The 21,974-nt window shown below is 70.3% G+C and carries 23 protein-coding genes; 13 read left to right on the top strand and 10 right to left on the bottom strand.

What is annotated here, in order from left to right; translation table 11 throughout:
• Window positions 1–162 precede the first annotated feature (162 nt).
• Complete coding sequence (locus ACFYY8_RS13020) at window positions 163–474, bottom strand: hypothetical protein (RefSeq protein ID WP_390040226.1); 312 nt, start codon at window positions 472–474, stop codon at window positions 163–165.
• Between the two features lie 190 nt (window positions 475–664).
• Here ACFYY8_RS13020 and ACFYY8_RS13015 point away from each other — a divergent pair, with 190 nt between their 5' ends.
• Window positions 665–826, top strand: coding sequence for a lasso RiPP family leader peptide-containing protein (locus ACFYY8_RS13015; RefSeq protein ID WP_390040224.1), 162 nt, complete (start codon window positions 665–667; stop codon window positions 824–826).
• A gap of 365 nt (window positions 827–1,191) precedes the next feature.
• Here the strand turns inward: ACFYY8_RS13015 and ACFYY8_RS13010 are convergent, their stop codons facing one another.
• Both ACFYY8_RS13010 and ACFYY8_RS13005 read right to left on the bottom strand, forming a co-directional pair.
• The gene (locus tag ACFYY8_RS13010) at window positions 1,192–2,301 is read right to left on the bottom strand and encodes a serine hydrolase domain-containing protein (protein ID WP_390040222.1); all 1,110 of its coding nucleotides are present in this window, start codon (window positions 2,299–2,301) and stop codon (window positions 1,192–1,194) included.
• Window positions 2,302–2,441: 140 nt separating this feature from the next.
• Entirely contained in the window at window positions 2,442–2,642 is a 201-nt protein-coding gene (locus tag ACFYY8_RS13005) for a hypothetical protein (protein WP_390040220.1), read from the bottom strand.
• Window positions 2,643–2,792: 150 nt separating this feature from the next.
• Between ACFYY8_RS13005 and ACFYY8_RS13000 the strand changes: the two genes are divergently transcribed.
• Together ACFYY8_RS13000 and ACFYY8_RS12995 are read left to right on the top strand one after the other, a co-directional pair.
• The gene (locus tag ACFYY8_RS13000) at window positions 2,793–4,061 is read left to right on the top strand and encodes an MFS transporter (RefSeq protein ID WP_390040218.1); all 1,269 of its coding nucleotides are present in this window, start codon (window positions 2,793–2,795) and stop codon (window positions 4,059–4,061) included.
• A 173-nt stretch (window positions 4,062–4,234) separates the two neighbouring features.
• Window positions 4,235–4,918, top strand: coding sequence for a TetR family transcriptional regulator (locus ACFYY8_RS12995; RefSeq protein ID WP_390040216.1), 684 nt, complete (start codon window positions 4,235–4,237; stop codon window positions 4,916–4,918).
• Here ACFYY8_RS12995 and ACFYY8_RS12990 read toward each other — a convergent pair.
• Window positions 4,870–6,159, bottom strand: a complete 1,290-nt coding sequence (locus tag ACFYY8_RS12990) for a cytochrome P450 (RefSeq protein WP_390040214.1) — start codon at window positions 6,157–6,159, stop codon at window positions 4,870–4,872. The two genes, ACFYY8_RS12995 and ACFYY8_RS12990, sit on opposite strands and share 49 nt — an antisense overlap.
• A gap of 304 nt (window positions 6,160–6,463) precedes the next feature.
• On the opposite strand from ACFYY8_RS12990, the gene ACFYY8_RS12985 reads away from it, so the two are divergent.
• A complete protein-coding gene (locus ACFYY8_RS12985; RefSeq protein ID WP_390040212.1) occupies window positions 6,464–7,234 on the top strand; it encodes a hypothetical protein in 771 nt (256 codons plus the stop codon).
• Window positions 7,235–7,257: 23 nt separating this feature from the next.
• On the opposite strand, the gene ACFYY8_RS12980 is transcribed toward ACFYY8_RS12985, so the two are convergent.
• Window positions 7,258–7,839, bottom strand: a complete 582-nt coding sequence (locus tag ACFYY8_RS12980; protein WP_390040210.1) for a TetR/AcrR family transcriptional regulator — start codon at window positions 7,837–7,839, stop codon at window positions 7,258–7,260.
• 101 nt (window positions 7,840–7,940) lie between these two features.
• Between ACFYY8_RS12980 and ACFYY8_RS12975 the strand changes: the two genes are divergently transcribed.
• The 3 genes from ACFYY8_RS12975 (at window position 7,941) to ACFYY8_RS12965 (ending at window position 10,702) form a co-directional block, all read left to right on the top strand.
• Window positions 7,941–9,131: an MFS transporter gene (locus tag ACFYY8_RS12975; RefSeq protein WP_390040208.1), complete on the top strand. Its 1,191-nt coding sequence runs from the start codon at window positions 7,941–7,943 to the stop codon at window positions 9,129–9,131.
• Window positions 9,132–9,242: 111 nt separating this feature from the next.
• A complete protein-coding gene (locus tag ACFYY8_RS12970) occupies window positions 9,243–9,818 on the top strand; it encodes an RNA polymerase sigma factor (RefSeq protein ID WP_390040206.1) in 576 nt (191 codons plus the stop codon).
• Window positions 9,815–10,702, top strand: a complete 888-nt coding sequence (locus tag ACFYY8_RS12965) for a hypothetical protein (protein ID WP_390040204.1) — start codon at window positions 9,815–9,817, stop codon at window positions 10,700–10,702. Before ACFYY8_RS12970 ends, ACFYY8_RS12965 begins: the two co-directional genes overlap by 4 nt.
• A 128-nt stretch (window positions 10,703–10,830) precedes the next feature.
• On the opposite strand, the gene ACFYY8_RS12960 is transcribed toward ACFYY8_RS12965, so the two are convergent.
• Window positions 10,831–11,223, bottom strand: a complete 393-nt coding sequence (locus tag ACFYY8_RS12960) for a hypothetical protein (protein ID WP_390040203.1) — start codon at window positions 11,221–11,223, stop codon at window positions 10,831–10,833.
• 109 nt (window positions 11,224–11,332) lie between these two features.
• Window positions 11,333–12,031: a 2-phosphosulfolactate phosphatase gene (locus ACFYY8_RS12955; protein WP_390040201.1), complete on the bottom strand. Its 699-nt coding sequence runs from the start codon at window positions 12,029–12,031 to the stop codon at window positions 11,333–11,335.
• Between the two features lie 240 nt (window positions 12,032–12,271).
• On the opposite strand from ACFYY8_RS12955, the gene ACFYY8_RS12950 reads away from it, so the two are divergent.
• From ACFYY8_RS12950 to ACFYY8_RS12935, 4 genes are all read left to right on the top strand, one after another.
• Window positions 12,272–14,035, top strand: a complete 1,764-nt coding sequence (locus ACFYY8_RS12950; RefSeq protein WP_390040199.1) for a hypothetical protein — start codon at window positions 12,272–12,274, stop codon at window positions 14,033–14,035.
• A gap of 688 nt (window positions 14,036–14,723) precedes the next feature.
• Complete coding sequence (locus ACFYY8_RS12945) at window positions 14,724–15,236, top strand: GNAT family N-acetyltransferase (RefSeq protein WP_390040197.1); 513 nt, start codon at window positions 14,724–14,726, stop codon at window positions 15,234–15,236.
• A 314-nt stretch (window positions 15,237–15,550) separates the two neighbouring features.
• On the top strand, window positions 15,551–15,844 hold the full coding sequence (locus tag ACFYY8_RS12940; RefSeq protein ID WP_390040195.1) for a hypothetical protein: 294 nt from the start codon (window positions 15,551–15,553) through the stop codon (window positions 15,842–15,844).
• Window positions 15,845–15,946: 102 nt separating this feature from the next.
• Complete coding sequence (locus tag ACFYY8_RS12935) at window positions 15,947–16,726, top strand: MerR family transcriptional regulator (RefSeq protein WP_390040193.1); 780 nt, start codon at window positions 15,947–15,949, stop codon at window positions 16,724–16,726.
• On the opposite strand, the gene ACFYY8_RS12930 is transcribed toward ACFYY8_RS12935, so the two are convergent.
• Complete coding sequence (locus tag ACFYY8_RS12930; RefSeq protein WP_390040191.1) at window positions 16,704–17,579, bottom strand: helix-turn-helix transcriptional regulator; 876 nt, start codon at window positions 17,577–17,579, stop codon at window positions 16,704–16,706. The genes ACFYY8_RS12935 and ACFYY8_RS12930 overlap by 23 nt on opposite strands.
• A 132-nt stretch (window positions 17,580–17,711) precedes the next feature.
• Here ACFYY8_RS12930 and ACFYY8_RS12925 point away from each other — a divergent pair, with 132 nt between their 5' ends.
• Together ACFYY8_RS12925 and ACFYY8_RS12920 are read left to right on the top strand one after the other, a co-directional pair.
• On the top strand, window positions 17,712–18,752 hold the full coding sequence (locus ACFYY8_RS12925; RefSeq protein ID WP_390040189.1) for an aldo/keto reductase: 1,041 nt from the start codon (window positions 17,712–17,714) through the stop codon (window positions 18,750–18,752).
• 34 nt (window positions 18,753–18,786) lie between these two features.
• Window positions 18,787–19,086: a putative quinol monooxygenase gene (locus ACFYY8_RS12920; RefSeq protein WP_390040187.1), complete on the top strand. Its 300-nt coding sequence runs from the start codon at window positions 18,787–18,789 to the stop codon at window positions 19,084–19,086.
• 75 nt (window positions 19,087–19,161) lie between these two features.
• Here the strand turns inward: ACFYY8_RS12920 and hutI are convergent, their stop codons facing one another.
• The gene (gene hutI, locus ACFYY8_RS12915) at window positions 19,162–20,322 is read right to left on the bottom strand and encodes an imidazolonepropionase (protein ID WP_390040185.1); all 1,161 of its coding nucleotides are present in this window, start codon (window positions 20,320–20,322) and stop codon (window positions 19,162–19,164) included.
• Between the two features lie 255 nt (window positions 20,323–20,577).
• A complete protein-coding gene (locus ACFYY8_RS12910; RefSeq protein ID WP_390040183.1) occupies window positions 20,578–21,858 on the bottom strand; it encodes a formimidoylglutamate deiminase in 1,281 nt (426 codons plus the stop codon).
• Between the last annotated feature and the right edge of the window lie 116 nt (window positions 21,859–21,974).

Here is a 21,974-nt window from a genome sequence, read left to right as displayed (position 1 = left end):
ATGAGGCCGTGCCCCGGGGACACCCGGACGACCGATCACCGGCCACCGCCGACCCCCGTACCCGGAGAACCCGAACACCTGTCAGCGGTCACGCCTTTCCGCACTCGTTCGACCGCTCGGGGGCCTCCCGCCACACCGCGGCAAGCCCCCGCCTCGACGCCGTCAGCTCTCGAAGATCACGCTCGCGTACCGGACCCGCACGGCGGAACCACCCGGGACGACCCTCGCGACAGCCGTTCCACGGCAGCCTCTGCCGGTGTACAGCACCGCGACACGGTCGGTGTCGTTTTCGGCGCCGACGGCATCACCGAGGTCGTAGCACTGCCGGTCGTTCGGGTTGTCCAAGGTACGCGAGATGCCGCGAGAGCTGTACTCGAAGGTCCCGGTCGCGGCGGAGGCGAAGCCGGGGGCGGCCACGATGAGCGCGGCCCCGACGGCCAGAGCGCCCGTGACCGTGGACATCACATGTCGCATAGGAATCACTCCTTGTATTTGATCTACTACAAAGAGTAATCAAAAGAAAGGCGAAGAGAAAGCACGCGAATGGCGGCGACGACCGAGGGTCCGACCGGCGGCACGAACACCCATGGAGCATTGCCGACAACCGCCGGACAGCAAAGAGTGTCCGGACGACCACCTTGAGTAGCGGACGGGATCGGGGACGATGCACACGAAGGAGGAGCACGACATGGACAACACCGTGCGCTACGACAAGCCCATGCTCGTCGAAGTGGGTGACTTCGCCGACCTCACCCTGGGCGAGGTCAACGGACCCGCCCCGGACGGTGGTTTCCCGCCGTTCCACCGCTACGACCCCGACTTCTAGGAGCGGTAAACGTCCTGCGGGGGCCCTGCCGCCAGGGTCCCCGCCCCCGAAGATCACCATCATGGAATCCGCCGCGCCCGACAGCGCGGCTTTTTCGTTCCCGCCGACCCGCCGTCCACCCACGAGGAACGACGAACGCCCAGCGCCGCCCTCCGCCAAGAGACCAGCCGGAGGGCCGGGGCGACGACACCCGTTTCTCTCGTAGGGCCCCGGCGGCGCTGACGAATCCTCGATCGGAAACGGTCTCGCCGCACCAGGAAGTCCCACGTCGCCCGTCGGTGAGCATCACGGCGGGCGACGCGGGACGACATGAGGGACCTCACACCGGCGAAGACGAACCCCTCGCCCTCACCATGAGTCACGTCCTAAGGGCACAGCGCGGAGGTCAGCAGGGTCATGGCCGCCTGATGAGGGTCGCCGGAGAACGGGGTCATCGACAACGTGACCTGTCGCGAACCGTCGGCTGAGTTGAACGCCACCGTGAGGTAGCCCGGGGCGCCACCGCCGTGGCCGAACGCGGTGCCGCAGGGAAGAGGCGCCAGCTCCAGCCCCAGTCCGTACCCCCCGGTCGTGCCGGGATCCTTCATCTCCTTCAGCAGGCCGGGACGGAGCAGCCTGCCCTGGAACAGGGCGCGGTAGAACCGGTTGATGTCCTCGGTGGTGGAGACGATCTCGCCCGCCGCACCGGCCATCGTGGGATTGAACCGTGTGACGTCCACGGGGACGACCTGGCCGCCCCTGGTGACCGGCACATACGCGTGGGCGTGCGGGCCGTGCACCTCCGGCGAGGCTCCCGGCACGCGGGTGTCACGCAGGCCGAGCGGTCGCAGGATCCGCTCCCTGACCTCTGTCGCGTACGGCCTGCCGGTGACCTTCTCGATCAGCATGCCGAGCACGATGTAGTTGGTGTTGGAGTACTTGTAGTCGGACCCGGGCGGGAAGTCGCGCGGGAGCTTTTCCGCCTTCTCCACCAGTTCGCGTGCCGACCAGGTGCGGTAGCGCTCCTTGGGGATGCCCGCCTCGTCCATCATGTCCGTCGAGTACTCGGGAAGGCCGCTGGTGTGCTGGAGGAGGTGCCTGATCGTGATGTCGGCGCCCTTGTCCACGAGCCCCGGCAGCCACTTCTCCACGCTGTCGGACAGGCGCAGCCTTCCCTCTCCAACCAGTTGAAGCACCACGGTCGCCGTGAACGACTTGGTCACGCTCCCGGCCCGGAAGCGCCCGTTCACCGGAGCCGGCTGGGCGTTGTTCATCCTCGCCTTGCCGCTCGCGGCTCGCCAGGTCCTGTCCCCGTCGCGAACCTCGGCGATCGCGGCGACCGCACCGCCTGCGACGACCTTGTCCAGCATCGCCTGCAGACTCGGCCGACCGCTCGGGCTCGCGTCCGCCGCCGCGGCGGCGGTCACGGCGGGCGTCGCCAGCAACGACACGGTCAGGCACGCCACGACGGCCGCGCTGGTGCGTCTTCCCTTCACGGTGTTCCTCCGATTCACGGAGTCCGGCTCTCGGCCTCCGCCGTATCAAGATCTGGCGTGAGAGGGCGGTACGGCATCGGAGTTGTCCCCTACGGAAACCCTGGTTCGACACGACGATCTCCGACTTGGGAGGGACGCCGTCAGGCGGGGTCACCTGTGGTGAGCCGGCGGTGACGAACAAGCTCCGCGGCGACGCGGAAGGGCTCGGACGGCGAGGCGAACCCGACCGGCCCCGCCGTCGGCGTGCGGAAGCGGCCGAGTTCGTCCTTGAGCTTCTTGACCAGCGGCGGCGGGTGGAACGCGTTGTCCCACGTGTTCACGTGGAGGCTGACCGCCGTCATCGGAGCCGCGCGGAAACCTCGGGGGCGCCGGTTCTGCGCTCTCTCCCATAGAGGAACATAACGGGATGAAAACGAAGATTCTCGCCGCGACCATGGCGGCGGGCACCTCTGAGGCCTCCGCCGGCCAGGTCGGGGAGGACGCCGCATCCGATGAGTGACGTAGCGAAGTTACCTGTCGGCTTCGGACGACTGTGGACCGCGCAGACGGTGTCCTCGCTCGGCGACGGTGTGATGCATGCCGCGCTGCCGCTGCTGGCGTTGACGTTGACCCGGGATCCGATGGTGCTGGCCGTCGTCACGGCCGCCGGGACACTGCCCTGGCTGCTGTTCGGAGTGCTCGGCGGCGCGCTGGTCGACCGCTGGGACCGCCGCCGCACGATGTGGGTCACGGACGCCGCTCGTGCGGTGCTGCTCGCCGTACCCGCCGCCGCTGCGGCGCTCGACGTGCTGAGCGTCCCGCTGCTGACGGCCGTCGCGTTCCTGCTCTCCCTCGGCGCGCTGTTCTTCGACACGGCCGCGACGGCGTACCTGCCGGATCTGCTCGGCCGCGACCCCGCCCAGCTGGAGCGGGCCAACACTCGCCTGCGCGGCACCCAGACCGCGGCGTCCGGCTTCGCCGGGCCACCCGTGGGCAGTGCGCTGCTCGCGCTCGGACGTTCGGTTCCGTTGCTCGCCGACGCGGTGTCGTTCGCGGTGTCGGCGCTGCTCGTCCGGTCGCTGCCCGCCGTACCGCGCCCTGTGGCGAGCGCCCGCGAGTCACTGCTCAGGCAGGCTCGGGCCGGGGCCTCCTACGTCTTCCGCGACCGGCTGCTGCTCGGGCTCGCGCTGCGTCCGGCGGTCGGGAACATCGCCTTCCTCGCCGTGGAGACCGTCCTGCCGCTGTTCGCCCGCGAACGTCTCGGCATCGGCGCCTTCGGCTTCGGCCTGCTCCTCACCGCCGAGGCCGCGGGCGGCCTGCTCGGCGCGGGCGTCGCCTCCTTCCTCGGCCGGCGCCTGGGCACCGGAACCGCGCTGACCTGCACCGCCACCATCGAGGGCCTCGCCATCGTGGGACTCGCCGCGGCGCCGAACGCGTACGTGGCCGGGCTCGCGCTCGCCGTCTGCGGGGCGGGCATAGGCGCCACGATGGTCCTCGGCCCCTCGCTCCGGCAGGCCATCGTCCCGGCCCATCTGATGGGCCGGGTCGCCTCCACCTCCCGCATGCTCTCCATGTGCGCCGCCCCGTTCGGCGCCTTCCTGGGCGGCGGGCTGGCCAACGCCTACGGTCTGCGCACCCCGCTGTACGTCGCCGCCGGCCTCCTGCTCACCATGACCGCCGTCACCGCGACCATGACCAGCAACCGCCGCGTCGAGGCCGCACTGCGTGACGCGCGCCCGGACCCCGTCGCGGAGAGCGCCGTGCGAACCACATCCGCGTGACGGCCGTCGTCCTGGAAGATCGATGAGGAGGACCCCTCATCGTGAAAGGCCTTCCTCCGGCACGGCCGTCCTCGGCTCCGCGCCGGACGGTTCACCGGCGTATCGCCATGGTCGCCCGGCGGGTGACCATCTATTCTCCGGGTACGGCAGGCGCGAGCGCTGAGGTGCGGTGCATGGACGAAGGCGGCATGGGGCGGCGGGAGCGCAGGAAGCGCGCGACCCGGGCGGCGTTGAGCGAGGCGGCGCTGCGGATGTGCGCCGAGCGCGGGGTGGCCAACGTCACCGCCGAGCAGGTCGCCGAGGAGGTCGGGGTCGCGCTGCGGACCTTCTTCAACTACTTCTCCTGCAAGGAGGAGGCGGTGGTCGCGGGCGACGCGGCCATCGCCGAGGCCATCGTCGCCGCCTTCCGGGGGCGCCCCGCCGCCGAACCGGTGCTGGCGGCGCTGCGTGCGGCCGTGCTGGAGGTGGTCGACGAGGACAAGCTGCGCTTCCACGTCGAACATCTCCAGGTCCTGCGTGGTGACCCGGCGCTGCTGCCGTACCGGCTCAAGGCGTTCGCCGCGCGCGAGCGCGAACTGGCCGCCGCGGTCTCGGAGCGTACGGGGGTCGGGGACGAGGACCTGTATCCGGGCCTGGTGGCGTCGTGCATGCTGAGCGCGCTGCGGGTGGCGACCCAGCGCTGGCTGAGCGAGCCGGGCCCGCTCAGCGCGCTCATCGACACGGTGGTGGCCCAGCTCGACGCGGGGCTGGGCGCCCCGCTCGACCGGTCCCGGGCTGACACGAACGGTCGCCCGGAACCGGTACGGGCTCAGGCCTGGGGAGCGTCCCAGGCGACGGGCAGGGAGTGCACGCCGTAGATGAACATGTCGTCGCGCATCGGCACCTCATCCGGACGGCAGGCCAGCCGCAGGTGCGGGAAGCGGCGCACCAGGGCGGGCAGGGCGACGCTCAGCTCCGCGCGGGCCAGCTGCTGACCGAGGCACTGGTGGATGCCGTACCCGAAGGCCAGGTGCGGGTTGCGTTCGCGGGTGAGGTCGAAGGTGGTCGGCTCCTCCCAGTGGGCGGGATCCCGGTTGACCTCCGGAGTCGAGATCATCACCGTGTCGCCCGCGGGGACCCGCACACCGCCCACCTCCACCTCGTCGGTGGTGACGCGGAACGGCCCCATGTGGAGGATCGAGACGTAACGCAGCAGTTCCTCGACGGCCCTGTCGGCTATCTCGGAGTTGTCGCGCAGCAGCTCAAGCTGGTCGGGGTGTTCCAGGAGGGCGAAGGCGCCCAGGGCGATCATGTTGGCCGTGGTCTCGTGCCCGGCGGCGAGCAGCAGGTTCGCGATGCCGACCAGCTCGTCGTCGGTGAGCTCTCCGGCGTGGTCGCCGTGGATCAGCCCGGAGATCAGGCCGTCATCGGGCTGGGCGCGCTTGGCCTCCACCAGCTCGTGCATGAACTCCCGCATCTCCTCGCGGACCCGCACCACCTCGTTCACCGGTGTGCCCATGCGGATGAGGGTGGAGGTGCGGCGCTGGAAGTCCGCGCGGGCCTCGTACGGGACGCCGAGCAGTTCGCAGATCACCAGGGAGGGCACGGGCAGGGCGAACGCGCGGACCAGGTCGGCCGAGGTGCCCGCCGCCTCCATCGCGTCCAGGTGGGAGTTGACGATCTCGGTGATGCGCGGGACGAGCGCGCGCATCCGGCGCAGGGTGAACTGGCCGACGACCAGCTTGCGCAGGCGGGTGTGCTGCGGCGGATCCATGGCCACGAACTGCCCGGCCATGGCGCGCGCGTCGAACAGCTTCGCGCGCATCTCCTCGGGGACGGAGATCAGGGCGTTGCGGCGGTTGAAGCGGTCGGCGCTGAAACGGGGGTCGGACATCACGAAGCGGGCCTCGTCGATGCCGGTGACCACCCATATCTTCTCTCCGGTGCCCAGTGTCACCTGGTTGACCGGCGCCTGCGCGTGCATCCTGGCCAGCGCCTGCGGCGGATCGAACGGGCACTGCCTGACCTTCAGCTCGTCGGGCAACTGCACCCGCAATGTGGCCTGGTCGGCCTCGGGTGCTTCCTCGACGCGATGGATCTCGGTGGTGGAACGAGGCATCAGCGCTCCTGTGGTGGATCACAGTGGATGGTGCGTCCTGTTTTCGACCATACCCGGACTTGCACGCCATGCAACTTTGACTTTTTCCGCCCGTCGAGAACACAGTCAGCCGACGCCATACCAGTCACGCATCACAACCATTCCAAAAGAGGACATTCCATAATCGCCGTGCCGTACAACGCCGAGAATTCGTATCCGGCACGAAAGCCGACGCGTGACTTCGGGGTTCAGGACAGGTCCTTCTGCACGTGATCCGCACGTTCCCCTCAGAGGGTTCTGCATATGACCGTGCCAGCATGACCGCGTGCCCAGATATGTGGTGATCGCCGTATTAGCGCTGCTGGTGGCGGGGTGCGGTTCGGGGATGAAGACCGCTCCCGATATCGCCGGATATGTCGAGACATATCTACAGGCGCACCCGGATGTCAGGCGAGTGGCGAAGCAGGGGATCCAGAGCGCCACCCTGGTCACCAGGGGACAGGACCAGGACGTCTTCGCCGATCTTGGCTTGCGTGGGCGGCTCATCCGGATAGGAGGTACCGCGTACATGCAGATGCAGGACGAGGTGGCTCCGGGCAAGACCTGGGAGAAGATCACCGGAGAGCACGAGCCGTACAACCTGCTGGGCATCACCGTGGTGACGGACCAGGCCATGACGCTGGTGAACAGCCACCGGGTGCACGCGCTGCTGGCGGCGCGGGGACGGGTGGGCGGCCAGACGTCCGAGGGCGGGCTCGACCGTTACACGGTCGCCATCGACGTGCGGGCGGCACTCGACGCGCTGGATCTCGCCGCGTTCCTCGAAGCGTACGACCCGCTACCGATCATGCAGGACATCACGGAGGAGTACGACAAGGTCCGGGCCGGTGACAGGGCGGCACAGGCGCGGCTGCGCGACCGGTTGCTCAAGGAGTTCGGCGCGCGGGCCACGTACGACCTCTGGCTCGACGACCAGGGACGGCCGGTACGGCTGCGGCTGACCGCGAAGGCGTCGACGGAGATCATCTTCTCCGACTGGGACCATACGACCGTGGTCGCCCCTCCGGCCGATCTGGTCCGGGTGCCGACGAGTTGACATGCTTCGAGACACCCCCACGATCAGGGCGCCGGGGCCGTGAGCGTTCCGATCGTGAAGTCGATGACCGTGGCCAGTCGTCGGGGGTCGTGTCCTGCGCGTTCGCGGACGCGTAGCCCGAGCACCGTCGTGAACAGCGTCTCCACCGCGGCGTCCACGTCGAGTGTGGCGGGCAGGTCGCCCTCCTGGACGCCGCGGCGCAGCAGCGACGCCAGGGTCCGCCGGGTGACGTCGAAGGCGGCCTCGACCCTTTCGTGAACCTCGGGGTCGGCGGCGCCGAGTTCGGTGGCGGTGTTGACCACGAAGCAGCCCCGTCCGGCCTCGTGGCCGACCAGCCAGAGCAGCCACTCCCGCAGGATGTCGAGGCAGGAGCCTGGGGCGTTCAGCTGCTCTTCGGCCTGGGTGGACTCGGTCGCCCGGTAGTGGTCCAGCGCGCGCAGGAACAGCGTGTGCTTGTCGTTGAAGGTCCGATACAGGCTGCTCTGCTTGAGCCCGAGCTCGGTTCCCAGATCACGCACGGACGTGGCGTTGTAACCACGGCACCAGAACAGCCGGGTCGCCCTGTCGATCACGTCCTGCTCGTCGAACTCCCTGGGTCGCGCCATGGTACGAACCCTACCAAAGTTGTGGAGCGATCGCTCCCGTATTAGGGTGTGCCGTCATATGGGAGCGATCGCTCCCGAATGAGTGAGGAGAACCCGACGTGATGGCGACCGAACGTACGCTGCCCGAGCCGAACATCTCACCGAGAAGTCACTGGATCGCGGTCTCCGCCGTGGCCCTCGGCACCTTTCTCCTGGTGACGGCCGAGCAACTCCCCATCGGGCTGCTCAGTCCCGTCGGATCGGCGCTGTCGGTGTCCGAGGGCGCCGCGGGCCTGATGGTCACCGTCCCCAGCGTCGTCGCCGCCGTCGCGGCGCCCGCCGTCCCGATCCTGGTCGGCACCATGAACCGCAGGCTCCTGCTCGTCGCCCTGATGGGACTCATGACGCTCGCCAACCTGGCCTCCGCCCTGGCTCCCGACTACCCGCTCCTGATCGTCTCCCGGGTGCTGGTCGGGATCGCGATCGGCGGGTTCTGGGCCATCGCCGGTGGCCTGGCCGTACGGCTTGTCGCACCCGCCGACGTGCCACGCGCCACGGCCGTCATCTTCGGCGGCGTCGGCGCCGCCAACGTCTTCGGCGTCCCCATCGGCACCGTCCTCGGCGGACTGACGAACTGGCGGGTCGCGTTCGGCGCGCTGAGCGTCCTCGCGCTCGTCGTCCTGGTCGCCCTGCTGGCCGTACTGCCACCGCTGACCGCCGCGCGGCCCGTCGCCCTGCGACGGCTGGTCGGCCAGTTCCGCAACCAGGGCGTCCGGATCGGCATCCTGGCGACCTTCCTCATCGTCACCGGCCACTTCTCGGCCTACACCTTCATCGGCCCCGTGCTGCGGGACCTGTCCGGCGTCAACGAGGGATTCGTCGGGCCCCTGCTGTTCGGGTTCGGCGTCGCCGGCATCGCGGGCAACTTCATCGCCGGTGCCGTCGTCGCCAGGAGGCTCCACCGCACCGTCCTGGCCATCGCCACCGCCCTGGGAGTGACCGTGCTCCTCTACCCCGTCGCGGGACTCACCGCCGTGGGCGGAGTCACCCTGCTCGTCATCTGGGGCCTGGTCTACGGCGGGGTCTCCACCAGCCTGCAGACCTGGATGATCAAGGCCGCGCCCCAGGCCGTCGAGGAGGCCTCCGCCCTGTGGGTGGCGGTGTTCAACCTCGCCATCGGCCTCGGCGCGCTGGCCGGTGGCACCGTCGTCGACGCGCTGCCCCTGCGGGGCGTTCTCTGGCTGGCCGGCGCCCTCCTCCTGGCCGCCGCACTGGCCGTGTGGAGCGCGCGCCGCGACCCGGGCCTGCGGTGACGTCAGGGACTTGACCCGGTACGACGGGAGGCGGATCCGACCGGGATGTAATATCCCACCCCGCTGCTCGCCAAGAAGGGGAAAGTCCCGAGTCAGCGGAAGGCGCAGTGGATGGCAGACATTCCACCGGAGGATCTCCGGCAGACGATGCGGGATCCCGAGGCGTTCGAGGTCTTCTACCGAAGACACGTCGAACGGGTGAGCCGCTTCGTGGCCCGCCGGATGACCGACCCGCACACGGTGGACGACCTCACCACCGAGGTCTTCCTGGCCGCCGTCGACGCGGCGGACACCTACCGGCCCGACCGGGGCAGCCAGGAGGCGTGGCTGTTCGGCATCGCGCGCAACGTGGTGGCGTCCGAGCTGCGCAGAGCGGCCAGGGAGCTGCACAAGAACGGCAGGGCCGCGGGGCGCCGCCCTCTGGACGACGACGACATCGCGCGGCTGGAGGAACGCATCGACGCCGAACGGGCCACCCGCCCGTTGCTGGCGGCCATCGCGCGGCTGCCCAAGGGCCTGCGGGCCGTGGCCGAACTCGTGGACGTCGACGGCCTGTCCGTCACCGACGCCGCCACGGCCCTGCGCATCCGTGTCGCCACCGCCCGGGTACGGCTGCACCGCGCGCACCGCCGACTCGTGAACGAACCCGGCACCTGCCCGGAGACCATCTTGGAAGGATCGTCATGAACGGATCTCTCGCGGGTTTCGAAGAGCGCCGGCTGGCCGAGCTGAAGGAGCACGTGGCGGCGCGGGCGGCGGCCGAGCGGGCCGGACGGCCACGCCGCCGGATCGTCATGACCTTGGCGGCGGGGGCGGCGGTCGCCGTCGTGGCGAGCGTGATCACGGTCTCGTCCATCGGCGGGGCCGCCCCCGCCTACGCCGTCACCAAGGACTCCGACGGCGTCGTGCACGTCACCGTACGCGACGTCGCACCCGGCGACTTCCCGGACGTGAAGGGGCTGACCGGGCAGCTCCGGGAGCTCGACGTGCCCGCCGTCGTGGACTACGTCCCGGCCGGCCGGAAATGCAGGGAGCCACGCGGCACCGTCGTGACGGACGTTCCCGGAGGCCTCTACCGCACGCCCACGAACGTCCCCGGTGATCCCGGGGCCTGGCGGATGCAGATCGACACCAAGCTATTCAAACCCGGCCAGACCTTCGTCTGGACCCTGTACGTCGATCCCGTCAACGGATGGAACGGCACCAGCACGATCCTCATGCGGGATCCGGTGGCGCCCTGCGATCCGGTCCCCGACGACCGGCCGCACTACCTGGCGAAGACGCCTCCGCCCTGGGTGAGGGCGACCTCGCTGGGCGGGTACCGGATCGAGGGCAGGACCGTGGGCGAGGTCCTCCCGGAGATCGGCAGGCGCGGCCTCAGGGCCACCTACCTGGTCACCGAACCCGCCCCCGACAGGCCACGCGACCCGGACATGCCCTACGTCATGTACCCCACGAAGCAGAACACCCCGGTGGGAGGCGACTGGCTCGTCTGGCAGGCGGACGAATCGACGAAGGGAACGATCCGCCTGTACGTCACACGAAACCTCGCCTTCCCCCGGCACCGCTGAACCGGCACTCGACCATATGTCGTACTCGGAAAGGCCCTCCTCCAGCCATCAGGAGGCGTTCTCCGAGCCGGCCGACAGGCTCAGCTCGGCGGACGTGGCGGGGTCGCCCTGATGGTGAGCCGCGGTTCTCAGGTCAGTACGGCGTGCAGGGCCAGGTCGCCTATCCGGCGTAGTTCGTCGTGACTTCGGCCCGTGGCGGCCTGTACGGCTATGCCGTCGGTGATCGTGTGGACGAGGGCGGCCAGGGTGGCCGGGTCGTGGCGGGAGGGCAGGTCGGTGGCCTGTTCCAGCCTTCTGCGCAGCGCCGCCTCACCGGCCTTGCGCACCGCGATGGCGTCCCGCCGTACGGCGTGCGCGTCGGGCCCGCAGGCGTGCACGCTGTTGACGCACAGGCAACCGTGGGGCGTGCCCTCTCCCGCGACCAGGTCCACTGCCCCGCGGACCAGCCGTTCGACGACGTCCTGGCCGTGCCCGACGCCTTTCGCACGGCTCCGGACAGCGTCCGGCCCTCCGGCCAACATCGCGGCCCTCTACCAGGAGGTGGCCCGGGCTCTGGCCGAAGCCCGGCAGCCGTATCCCGGTTTCGAGACCGCCCTACGCCACCACCGGCTCCTCGCCGCCGTCGAACGGTCAGCGGCCGAGGGAACCGCCCAGAGGGTCTCGTGAAGGACGCAGGACCATGAGCGGGCCTTCCAGGGTCGCCACCATGGCGAAGGGGAACCGGTCGACCTCAAGGCAGAGCGCGACGTCGTCGGGATGGACTCCCTGCCGCACCCCCTCCGCCAGTTCGGTGGCCGCGCGCGACCCGGCGGCGCGGCGGAGGAACTCGGCGGCGTCCGTCCTGGCCTCGGTGACCCTCCGGGCGATGTACTGAGCACACGCCAGGTCTTCGTCGGCCTGTCCGTCCTCGCCGGTGACCACGAACGTGACGTTGTCGCTCTCACACGTCCGCAGAAGCCGAGCCGTCGCCTCCGCCACCACGAAGCCCGCGCACGGCACCAGCGGCGCGTCCTTGACCGCGAGGGCGCCGACCGTCCCCGCCGTGGTTTTCTGCACGACGGTCCGTCCGCCAAGGTCAGTGGACCGCAGCAGGCCCGGCGAGTTGACGGCGTCGAACCCGGGCGCGGGCGGACCGTCCTTGAGCGCCACCCAGTCCGGGTGACGGGCCTTCAGCGCCAGGGCCTCGTCCGGTGACCCCGCGAGAACGATCTTCTCCGCCCCCCGGGCGAAGGCCCAGGCCGCCACGGTGAACGCGCGCATGACGTCGACGACGACCGCGACGGACGGGGTTTCGACCAGGTCGGCGATGCCGAGGAAACGGGCGTCCATTCCGGTCATGGTCGCACAGACCCGGCTCGGGGATCACGACCCGCAACAGCGGCGGTCCTCGGCCCGTACGGCGCCCAGTCGCCGAACCACGCCTGTGACCAGGACGAATCCATCCATCGCCTTCACGGATGCGACCGGGGGATCCTTCCCCGGCAGGAGGGGACGGCGGCCGGTCGGCGGGGGGTGTACTCCTTCCTCAGCAGGAGGTACCCCATGTGAGCGTTGCTCATAGTTGACGGCATGACGCGAAGATCCTTACATCGCCCCCTGCCTCGCGCGCTCGCGGGAGCGGCCCTCGCCACCGTCCTGGTCGCGGCCTCCGGCCTCACCCCCGCGAGCGCCACCGTGGGCGGCGACGTCCCGCTGCTCAACGACTACGACGCCGAAACGCTCGCGAACCTCCCCAACACCAACGGCTTGGATTACCTGGCTCAGCGGTACGCGCCGACCGACACCTGCCCGCCGACGGGTATCGGGCCGGGTGGGCCGCTGTTCTGGGGGGACGACAAACCCGCCCAGTTCCGCCAGGGTGTCCCCCTGCCGGGGCAGAAGGTCGTGAAGATCGTCATCATGGGCGACTCGTACATATCCGGAGAGGGGGCGGGAGACTACTTCAACAAGCGCGGTTTCCTGCCCGATCCCTACCTCTGGGTCGGTAACGGGAAGCCACCCATCCCGGCGGTGGGGCACACCCAGGCCGACTACGAGGATGACTTCCGGCACCGTTCGGCCAACGCGGCGGTCCTGCAGGGCATCGACCTGCTGCGCCGCGCCAATCCCGAGATTTTCTTCGACGTACGTTTCAACGCCTCCTCCGGCGCCGCCAGCGAGCACTTCTTCGTAGGCCAGAACGACCACGGCCGCGTCAACCCGCCGCAGAGCCAGGGGCTGGACAACGCCACCGACCTGGTGATCTCCGGCTTCGGCGGCAACGACGTCGACTTCGGGCCCAGACTGCAGGCCCTCCTCGAAAAGAAGGGCGACCTGAGCGCCGTCGAGGCGGAGACCGAGCCGTTGTTCGACACCACCCGCACCTCCGAACAGGAATGGGCGGATTCGGAACCTCCGCGCCCGCCGTTCGTCCGTCCGCTGACGCAACCGTCGACCCTGTCGGCGCGACTGGTGCAGCTGGTGCGGGCGACGAAGACCGCCACCGGCGGCAAGGCCAGGATCATGATGGTCAACTACCCCCAGTCTCTCGCGAACGACCGCCTTCCCGGAGGCCCGATGAGATGGTTGACGTTCATCCTCAACCGGGACGCGGACTGGGCGAGACTCCGTACCCTGTCGCCTCGGCTGACCGCCTCCATCAAGAAGGCGCAGCAGATCCTGGCCGACCACGGGATCTCCGCCGACCTGCTGGACATCGAGAACGCCTTCGCCGGCCACGAACTGGGGACCAGAACCCCCTACACCCGCAACCTCGTCTTGGCACCCGGCGGGGACTCCTTCAACCGGAAGCAGCAGTCGGGGCATCCCAACCAGCAGGGGCAGAAGGCGCTGGCGGGACACTACGCCCTGATGATCGCGGGTGAACTCGGGCTGCGCGTCAAGGCGCCCGACGGAGCGCGCCCACCGGCCAGAGCGGCGCAGCCGTGCGACTCCAGCCGCAACGACCGCCACAACCTGCCCGTCACCCCCACCCAGAGCGGTGGATCGACCGGCGGCACCGGCGGCGGTGGGGGAGGCGGCAGCAGCACCCCCAACGTGGGTCCGCGCTCGACCATGACCTTCGTCAACCTCGATCCGCCGCTGTTCCCCACGAACCCCGGCTCGCAGCCCAGGCCCACGCCCACCGGCTCGCAGTCCTCCCCTGGGACGGGGGGTACGACGACCCCGCGGTGGAACATCTATCCGGTCGACACCGTCCAGCCGACCACACCGACCATCTCCTTCGACCTGACGCAGCCGTTGCCCCTCCTGTGGCCCCTGAGCAGTGGCGGGACGAGCCCGTACCGGGACGTCTACGAGGTGAAGATCAACGTCGAGCAGCTCATCCGGTGAGGCCCGGCGCCGACCGGACCGAGAGCTGAGCGGCCACGGGCGGACATCCGGACGCCCGTGGCTCGCCCACCGGTCCCTCCCTACGGGTGAGACCCGGCAACGCTTTTCCTGTCCGTGCCGTGTTCCCCACCATCCCGCAAACGTCATTCAAGTGCTTCGCAGACAAGCGAATCAATTCGGGATGTCGCTCACGAATCACCCTCTCCGTGACGCGTAAACCTTTTGCGCACGCTATTCCGATCGGCGTCGTTGATGGTTTCTGCAGGAGTTCTGACGGTTTCCGCGACGTCGGCACGGACGACCGGGATCGAACCTCTCCGCGATGAGATGCGTGACCATCGAGTGGAAGCGCGGTCCGTACGGCACGCAGGCCTGATCGGGCCGCAGCCGCTCAGATCTCACCGTCCGAACGGATACCACGCACCGAAATTTCCCACAACATCTAGTCAAAGCGTGAAGTCCGGCGTGTATAAGTTACCGGGTTCGAGATTGACGAGCGTCGCACACCGCCCGGCCGAGACCGTCCCACACCACTGCGAAACATCCGGAAGTTCATCGACCTGGCGCATTCTGTCCAAGCCGCGAGGAAACCCTGATATGTTTCCTGGGAAACATCGAGCCTCCTCGTCCCGGACCTTCGTCCCGCGAGGAGGCTTTTCGCGTTCCACGACCTTCACCGGGGAGATCCATGTCAGAGGTGTTCGTACGGCTCGCCCAGGAAGCCGATCTGCCCGTCGCCGAGCGGCTCTGGCTGATGTTCTGCCATGACATGTCGGAGTTTCGCGGAGCCCTGCCCGACGTGGACGGAACCTTCAGGAGCGACCGGCTGTACGCGGCGTTCACCGATCCCGGCTGGGCGCCGTACCTGGTGACGAACGGCGAGCGCCCTCTCGGCCTCGCCGTCGTCCGCGGCCTGGACGGCCCGGTCCACGTGCTGAGCGGTTTCTTCGTCGTGCGCGGTGTGCGGGGAACAGGCGTCGGGCTGCGCGCCGTACGGCAGGTCGTCGCCCGGCATCCGGGCACGTGGGAGATCGCCTTCCAGGACGACAACGCCGGCGCCGCGCGCTTCTGGCGCCGGGCCGCGACCGCGATCGCCGGGGACGCCTGGACCGAGGAGCACCGGCCCGTGCCGAACCGGCCCGACCTGCCACCCGACGCCTGGATCTCGTTCACCCTCCGGGGGGTCATCGACGAGCCGTGAGGACCCCCGGCCTACCCCCAACGATCACCGCCATCTGGCAGAAAATGCCGACATCCAGCCGCTAAATGCAGATAAACGACCCTCTTTTCTCGCGTAATAAATAAAGCACCCTTTCCCCGCCGAACACACCATTCTGGAGTAACAAAACGGGAAATGCCTCCGGAAAGGCCGCCGAGGAACAAGGGAGGACGGCATTACCGTCAGTGATTAAAAACTCACAGTCAGTCAAATGGCCCGGCGTGGGAGAGCCTCGCCCAGCCGAGAATGAGTCACGATCGGTTACGTCAACATCACAAACCGTGAAGGGACTCAACATGATCCGTCGTCTTCTCGCAGGTCTGGCACTCGCAGGAGCGGTCGTCGCGACGCCGCTGGCCGCCGGGGTGCCCGCCAGCGCAGCAGCCGACCCGGCTCCCGCCGAGATCGTCGTCGCCCCGGCCACCGCCAACGACCCCACACCCGAGGCCGACGAGACGGGCGAGATCACCATTCGCTGGATCTCTCCGGCTCGGTGCCAGCTGGGCGGCGGCGTGCCCGTGCGCGTGATCGGGCGCTGGGGCTTCTGCCGGGGCGGCGTCTTCAACGGCTTCCCCGTCCGTTTCTTCTAAGAGAACCGGGGTGTCGGCCTTCCCGGTCGGCACCCCCCGAAGCCTCGCTTCCTCCAGAAGAGACTTGAACCCCCCGTAACGGGGGGTTCTACCTTTTCAAGGGTGACCGGGAAGGACATCACCGGACGCCGGTGGAGCATCGGAGAACTGGCGCGGGCCAGCGGGACGACCGTGCGCGCGCTGTACCACTACGACGAGATCGGCCTGCTGTCGGCGAGCGAACGCACCGCCTCAGGGCACCGCCGCTACACCGAGGACGACCTGCGGCGGCTGTACCGGGTGCGGGCCCTGCGCTCGCTCGGCCTGTCACTCGACGAGATCGCGGTCGTGCTCGCGGGCCCGGCGGACGACCTGGCGACGATGCGCGGGCTGCTGTCCGCGCAGCTCCGTGGCCTGGACGAGCAGGCCGAGCGGATCGACCGGCTCAAGCTGCGGCTGCGCGACCTGCTGGGGCAGCTCGACGGCGGCGCGATGCCCGACCCGGGGCAGTTCATGACGACTCTGGAGATGATCTCTGTGTTCGAGACCTCTTTCACCCCGGAACAGCGCGAACAGCTCGCCGAGCGCAGGGCCGCACTCGGCGCCGACGCCGTCGAGGAGGCCAGGACCCGCTGGGCCGGTCTGGTCGAGGAGCTCCTCGGCCACGTGCGGGCCGACACCCCCGTGGACGACCCCCGGGTCCGGGAGCTCGTCGCCCGCTGGGACGAACTGGGCGCCGCCTTCCACCCCGGTGGCGGGACGACCGGGGACACCCAGGAGGCGGCCCGGCGGATGTGGCGGGACAACAGCGCCGAACTCAGCCGGAACCTCCCCTGGCCCGCCGACCTGATGGCCGCCCTCGTCCCCTACCTGGAGCGCGTCAGGAACGCGGCCGAGGGCTGACGAGGCTCTCCTTCGCCCAGAGCGCCAGCAGCCGCAGCGCGGTCTCCGAGCCGGACCCCTCCTCGACCGTGTGGGCGACCAGCGCCTGGTCCGGGTCGTCGGGCAGCCGGAACGTCTCATATCCGAGGTCCAGCTCACCGACCACCGGGTGCCGGTAGACGTACCGGCCGTGGGTCTTGTCGCGGACGCCGTGCTCGCTCCAGAGTTCCCGGAACTCGGGGCTGGCGGCCGACAGCTCGTCCACCAGCACCGCCGTCTCCGGATCGTCGGGATAACGCGCGATGTCGAGCCTGAGGAAGGCGGTCACGTCGGCGGCCTTGGCGTACCAGTCGGAGTAGAGGTCGCGCGTCCCCTCGTCCAGGAACACCAGCCGGGCCAGGTTCCGCCGCCGCGGCGGCAGCGCGCCGAAGTCGGTGATCAACGCCGCCGCGAGCGGGTTCCAGGCCAGGACGTCGGTGTTGCGGCCCACGATGTACGCCGGGACCCCGGACGCCAGGTCGAGCAGCCTGCGCAGTCCCGGCCTGACCCGCTGCGGCTCGGGGGCGTTCTCCCGCCGGTCGGCCTCCGACCAGGGGCGGGCGAGCCGGTACAGGTGATCGCGTTCGGTCGCGTCCAGCCGCAGCGCGCGGGCGACCGCGTCCAGGACCGCCTCGGAGAAGTGCAGGGTACGGCCCTGCTCAAGCCGTACGTAGTGGTCCACGCTCACCCCGGCGAGCATGGCCAGCTCCTCCCGGCGCAGCCCCGGGACACGTCTGTTGCCGCCGTAAGCGGGCAGCCCGAGCTCCTCGGGCCGCAGCCTGGCGCGACGGGATCTCAGGAATTCGCCCAGTTCCACACGTCTGTCCAGTGCCATGAATCCAGTATCCCCGCCCTCTGGAACTCCAGCCTGGTCATGCCATGCCCAGGCACGGGCCGCCACTGGATGGGCCGGGGAAAGACCAAGAAAGTGGTGGACATCAACCCGGTAACCCCGAAAGGCACCGACATGACCACCGTTCCCCTTGGCAGCACCGGCATGAACGTCAGCCGTCTCGGCTTCGGCTCCTGGGCCGTCGCCGGCCCCGGCTGGCACTTCGGCTGGGGCGCCACCGACGACGCCGAGTCGATCGCCGCCATCCGGCGCGCGGTCACCTCCGGCGTCAACTGGATCGACACCGCCGCCGTTTACGGCCTCGGCCACTCCGAGGAGCTGGTCGGCAGGGCCGTGGCGGGCCTGCCCGAGGCCGACCGGCCCTACCTGTTCACCAAGGTCGGCCTGGTCTGGGACCCGGAGAACCCGCAGGCCGCGCCGCTCCGGATCATGAAGCCCGCCAGTGTGCGCCGCGAGGTCGAGGACTCGCTCCGGCGGCTCGGGGTCGACCACATCGACCTGTACCAGGTGCACTGGCCGGACACCGGCGAGTCACTGGAGTTCACCGGCGACGGTAGTGGCGCCGTCTCGCCGAACGCCACGCCGCTGGAGGAGTACTGGCAGGTCATGGCCGACCTCAAGGCCGAGGGCAAGGTCCGGGCGATCGGCCTGTCCAACCACTCCCCCGAGCAGCTCCAGGCGGCCGAGGAGATCGCCCATGTCGACGTCGTCCAGCCGCCGTTCTCGGCGATCAACCGTTCGGCGGCGGCGGAGGTCGCCTGGGCCCACGCCCACGGCACCGGCGTGATCGTCTACTCACCGCTCCAGTCGGGGCTGCTCACCGGCACCTTCTCCGCCGAACGCGTCGCCTCCCTGCCCGCCGACGACTGGCGGCGAGCCCACCGCGACTTCACCACGGGCCTGCCCGCCAACCTCCGGCTCGCCGACGCCCTGCGCCCCGTCGCCGCGCGGCACGGCGTGACGGTCGCCGAGGTGGCCATCGCCTGGACGCTGGCCTGGCCGGGCATCACCGGCGCCATCGTCGGAGCCCGTACGGCCGCGCAGGTCGACGGGTGGATCGCGGCGGACGCGGTCCGTCTCACCCCGGCCGACCTTGAGGAGATCGCCGTCGCGATCACCACCTCGGGCGCGGGCGTCGGCCAGGCCCGTCCGTGACGCCCTTTCCACGAACCAAGAAGGGAGTACTGACATGTCCCTGACCGTCATCGCCGAACTCCTGGCCAAGCCCGGCCAGGAGGACCGGCTCCGTACCGCGCTCGAAGCGATGATCGAACCGTCCCTGGACGAGCCCGGCTGCCTGACCTACCGGCCGTACGTCGACCCCAACGAGCCCGCCCGGATGGTCGTCGTCGAGGAGTGGACCGGCCCCGAGGCCCTGACCGAACACTTCGCCGCCCCGCACTTCCAGCACGTGCGGCAGGTCCTCGACCTGATCCTCGCCGTCCCGATGACCGTCGGCACCTTCACCCCCACGAAGTTCGACGGATGACCGAGAACCGTGCGCGAATGCGGGATAGTTTCGCGCACAGTGCGGGATAGTTTCCCGCATTCGCTCATCCGAGGGTCAGACGGCGCGTTCGCCCCGGTGCCAGACCGCCGAGATGAGGGGGACGCCGGGGCGGTAGGCCAGGTGGACGTGGGAGGGGGCGTCGAGCAGGACGAGGTCCGCGCGGGCGCCGGGGCCGAGGTGGCCCACGTCCGTACGGCGCAGCGCCCGCGCCCCGCCCATCGTCGCCGCCCACACGGCCTCGTCCGGGGTCATCCCCATCTCCCGCACCGCGACGGCCACGCAGAACGGCATGCTCGTGGTGAAACTCGATCCCGGGTTGCAGTCGGTGGACAGCGCCACCGTCACCCCCGCCCCCAGCAGGCGCCGGGCGTCCGGGTAGGCGGCCCTGGTGGAGAACTCGGCGCCGGGCAGCAGCGTGGCGACCGTGTTCCCCGAGGCCAGGGCGTCGACGTCGGCGTCGTCGAGGTGGGTGCAGTGGTCGGCGGAGGCGGCGCCGAGTTCGACGGCGAGCCGTACTCCAGGGCCGTGACCGAGCTGGTTGGCGTGGACCCGGGGGGTGAGCCCGCGCTTGGCGCCCGCTTCGAGGACGGCCCGCGCCTGGTCGCCGTCGAAGGCGCCGCGCTCGCAGAAGACGTCGACCCAGCGGGCGTACGGCGCGCACCGGTCGAGCATCGGCCCGGTGACGAGGTCCACGTAGGCGTCGGCGTCGGTGTCGGCCGGGACCACGTGGGCGCCGAGATAGGTCACCTCGTCGGTGTGCTCACCGGCGATCCGCAGCGAACGGGCCTCGTCCTCGACGGTGAGCCCGTAGCCGGACTTGCACTCGATGACCGTGGTCCCCTGGCGCAGCGCCTCGGCGACCAGCCTGGCGACGTTGGCCGACAGTTCGGCGTCGCTCGCCGCCCTGGTCGCCGCGACCGTCGTGCGGATCCCCCCGGCCGTGTACGGCGTGCCCGACATGCGGGCGTCGAACTCGGCCGTGCGGTCCCCGGCGAAGACCAGATGGGCGTGGGAGTCGACGAAGCCGGGGATCGCGGCCCTGCCCCCGGCGTCGTGGACCTCGTCGGCCGCCGGAGCCGAGGAGGCGGGGCCCACCCACGCGACCGTGGGTCCGTCGAGGACGACGGCGGCGTTCTCGACCACGCCGAGCGGCCCCTGCCCCAGCGACGGATCGTTGGTGACGAGACGGGACAGACCGGTGACGAGCAGGCTCACGGTACCTCCGGGCGTGCGAAAAGACAGGTGGAACGGGGACCCACCACGGCACGGCGTGAATGGGTACAGGGACCGGTCCCGGTGCTCACCACGGCATGGTGTGGGACGGACCAGGGACCGGCCCCTGCGTTCATGATGCCGCCGCCGTGCCGGGTGACACGGCTCCGACGCGGCGAGGAGACCACGGCGTACGTCGGCTCAGAGGTCCTGCCGTACGAGACGGCACGGCTCCGGCGCGACGGGGAGGGCACGGCGTCACGACGCCCAGAGGCGGCCGACCGCCCGGCGCAGGGCGGCGGGGACGTCGGGGACGAGCCGGTGGGTGCCGTGCCGTACGACCAGCCGGCCGCCGACCACGACGTCCCGCACGTCGGCGGCCGTCGCGGCGAAGACGGCGGTCTCCGGGCGAGGCCGTGGGGTGGCGGTGCGGACCGAGTCGAGGGAGACCGTCACCAGGTCGGCGACAGCGCCGACCTCGATGCGGCCCGCCTCCGACCAGCCGAGTGAGGCGTGTCCGTCGCCGGTGGCGGCGCGCAGCAGCTCGTCGGCGCTCCAGTGCCCCCTGCGGCGGGTGCGCAGCCGTTCGTCGAGCTCCATGCCGCGCGCCTCCTCGAACAGGTCGATGACGGCGTGGCTGTCGCTGCCCAGGGTGAGCCGCGACCCGGCGAGCTGGAGGTCCTTGGCCGGTCCGATGCCGTCGGCGAGGTCCCGTTCGGTCGTCGGGCACATGCAGACGGTCGTGGCGCTGCCGCCGAGCAGGGCGACGTCGTCGCCGGTCAGATGGGTGGCGTGTACGGCCGTCGCCCGGGGGCCGAGCACGCCGTGGTCGGCCAGCAGCCTGGTCGGCGTGACGCCGTACGCCTCGACGCAGCCCTCGTTCTCGGCGGGCTGCTCGGACAGGTGCGCGTGGATCGGCGCCAGCCTGCCCTCGGCCCAGGCCGCGACGACGGCGAGCTGGTCGGCGGGGACGGCCCGCACGGAGTGCACGGCGGCGCCGGCGACGGCGTGCGGGTGCTTGTCCAGCGCGACGGCCAGCGCCTCGGCGCGTTCCGCCCAGGCGTGGGCCGTACCGTCGCTGAAGCGGGCCTGCGTCGCGTCGGGCGGCGCGCCGAACCCGGACGACAGGTAACAGGTGTCGAGCAGCGTGATCCGGATGCCCGCCCGCGCCGCGGCCTCGACCAGCGCCTCCCCCATGACGTTGGGGTCGGCGTACGGCGTGCCGCCCGGCGCGTGGTGCAGGTAGTGGAACTCGCCGACGCAGGTGATCCCGGCCAGGGCCATCTCGGCGTAGACGGCCGTGGCGAGGTCGAGGTAGGTGTCGGGGTCCAGGGCCGCGGCGGCGCGGTACATCGTCTCCCGCCAGGTCCAGAAGGTGCCGCCGCCGACCTGGGTCTCGCCGCGCAGCGCCCGGTGGAAGGCGTGCGAGTGGGCGTTGGCCAGTCCGGGCAGTACCAGCCCGTCGAGAACGACGGCGTCTCCCGGCTCGCTGCCCGCCCGCAACGCCATGATCCGGCCGTCGATCACCTCGATGAGCACCCCGGACTCAAGGGGGTCGGAACCCCCGGACCCGGATACCCCAGCCCCAGGGGTTCCGGGACCGGGGGCTCCTGCCTGTGCCCCTCCCGTCCAGGCGTGTCTCGCCCAGAACCTGC

Origin of the sequence: Streptosporangium sp. NPDC001559 (assembly GCF_042893955.1) — a bacterium.
Lineage (GTDB): Bacteria > Actinomycetota > Actinomycetes > Streptosporangiales > Streptosporangiaceae > Streptosporangium.
This window is presented reverse-complemented; position numbering and strand designations above follow the sequence as displayed.

Excerpts from the sequence above, each read along its gene's own strand:
- ACFYY8_RS12975 (WP_390040208.1), top strand. The coding sequence starts at position 7,941 with ATGGCGACCGAACGTACGCTGCCCGAGCCGAACATCTCACCGAGAAGT.
- ACFYY8_RS12965 (WP_390040204.1), top strand. The coding sequence starts at position 9,815 with ATGAACGGATCTCTCGCGGGTTTCGAAGAGCGCCGGCTGGCCGAGCTG.
- ACFYY8_RS13000 (WP_390040218.1), top strand. The coding sequence starts at position 2,793 with ATGAGTGACGTAGCGAAGTTACCTGTCGGCTTCGGACGACTGTGGACC.
- ACFYY8_RS13005 (WP_390040220.1), bottom strand. The coding sequence starts at position 2,642 with ATGACGGCGGTCAGCCTCCACGTGAACACGTGGGACAACGCGTTCCAC.
- ACFYY8_RS13020 (WP_390040226.1), bottom strand. The coding sequence starts at position 474 with ATGCGACATGTGATGTCCACGGTCACGGGCGCTCTGGCCGTCGGGGCC.
- ACFYY8_RS12970 (WP_390040206.1), top strand. The coding sequence starts at position 9,243 with ATGGCAGACATTCCACCGGAGGATCTCCGGCAGACGATGCGGGATCCC.
- ACFYY8_RS12995 (WP_390040216.1), top strand. The coding sequence starts at position 4,235 with ATGGACGAAGGCGGCATGGGGCGGCGGGAGCGCAGGAAGCGCGCGACC.
- ACFYY8_RS12950 (WP_390040199.1), top strand. The coding sequence starts at position 12,272 with ATGACGCGAAGATCCTTACATCGCCCCCTGCCTCGCGCGCTCGCGGGA.
- ACFYY8_RS12930 (WP_390040191.1), bottom strand. The coding sequence starts at position 17,579 with ATGGCACTGGACAGACGTGTGGAACTGGGCGAATTCCTGAGATCCCGT.
- ACFYY8_RS12980 (WP_390040210.1), bottom strand. The coding sequence starts at position 7,839 with ATGGCGCGACCCAGGGAGTTCGACGAGCAGGACGTGATCGACAGGGCG.
- ACFYY8_RS12920 (WP_390040187.1), top strand. The coding sequence starts at position 18,787 with ATGTCCCTGACCGTCATCGCCGAACTCCTGGCCAAGCCCGGCCAGGAG.
- ACFYY8_RS12945 (WP_390040197.1), top strand. The coding sequence starts at position 14,724 with ATGTCAGAGGTGTTCGTACGGCTCGCCCAGGAAGCCGATCTGCCCGTC.
- ACFYY8_RS12955 (WP_390040201.1), bottom strand. The coding sequence starts at position 12,031 with ATGGACGCCCGTTTCCTCGGCATCGCCGACCTGGTCGAAACCCCGTCC.
- ACFYY8_RS12925 (WP_390040189.1), top strand. The coding sequence starts at position 17,712 with ATGACCACCGTTCCCCTTGGCAGCACCGGCATGAACGTCAGCCGTCTC.
- ACFYY8_RS12990 (WP_390040214.1), bottom strand. The coding sequence starts at position 6,159 with ATGCCTCGTTCCACCACCGAGATCCATCGCGTCGAGGAAGCACCCGAG.
- ACFYY8_RS13015 (WP_390040224.1), top strand. The coding sequence starts at position 665 with ATGCACACGAAGGAGGAGCACGACATGGACAACACCGTGCGCTACGAC.
- ACFYY8_RS12940 (WP_390040195.1), top strand. The coding sequence starts at position 15,551 with ATGATCCGTCGTCTTCTCGCAGGTCTGGCACTCGCAGGAGCGGTCGTC.
- ACFYY8_RS12960 (WP_390040203.1), bottom strand. The coding sequence starts at position 11,223 with ATGTTGGCCGGAGGGCCGGACGCTGTCCGGAGCCGTGCGAAAGGCGTC.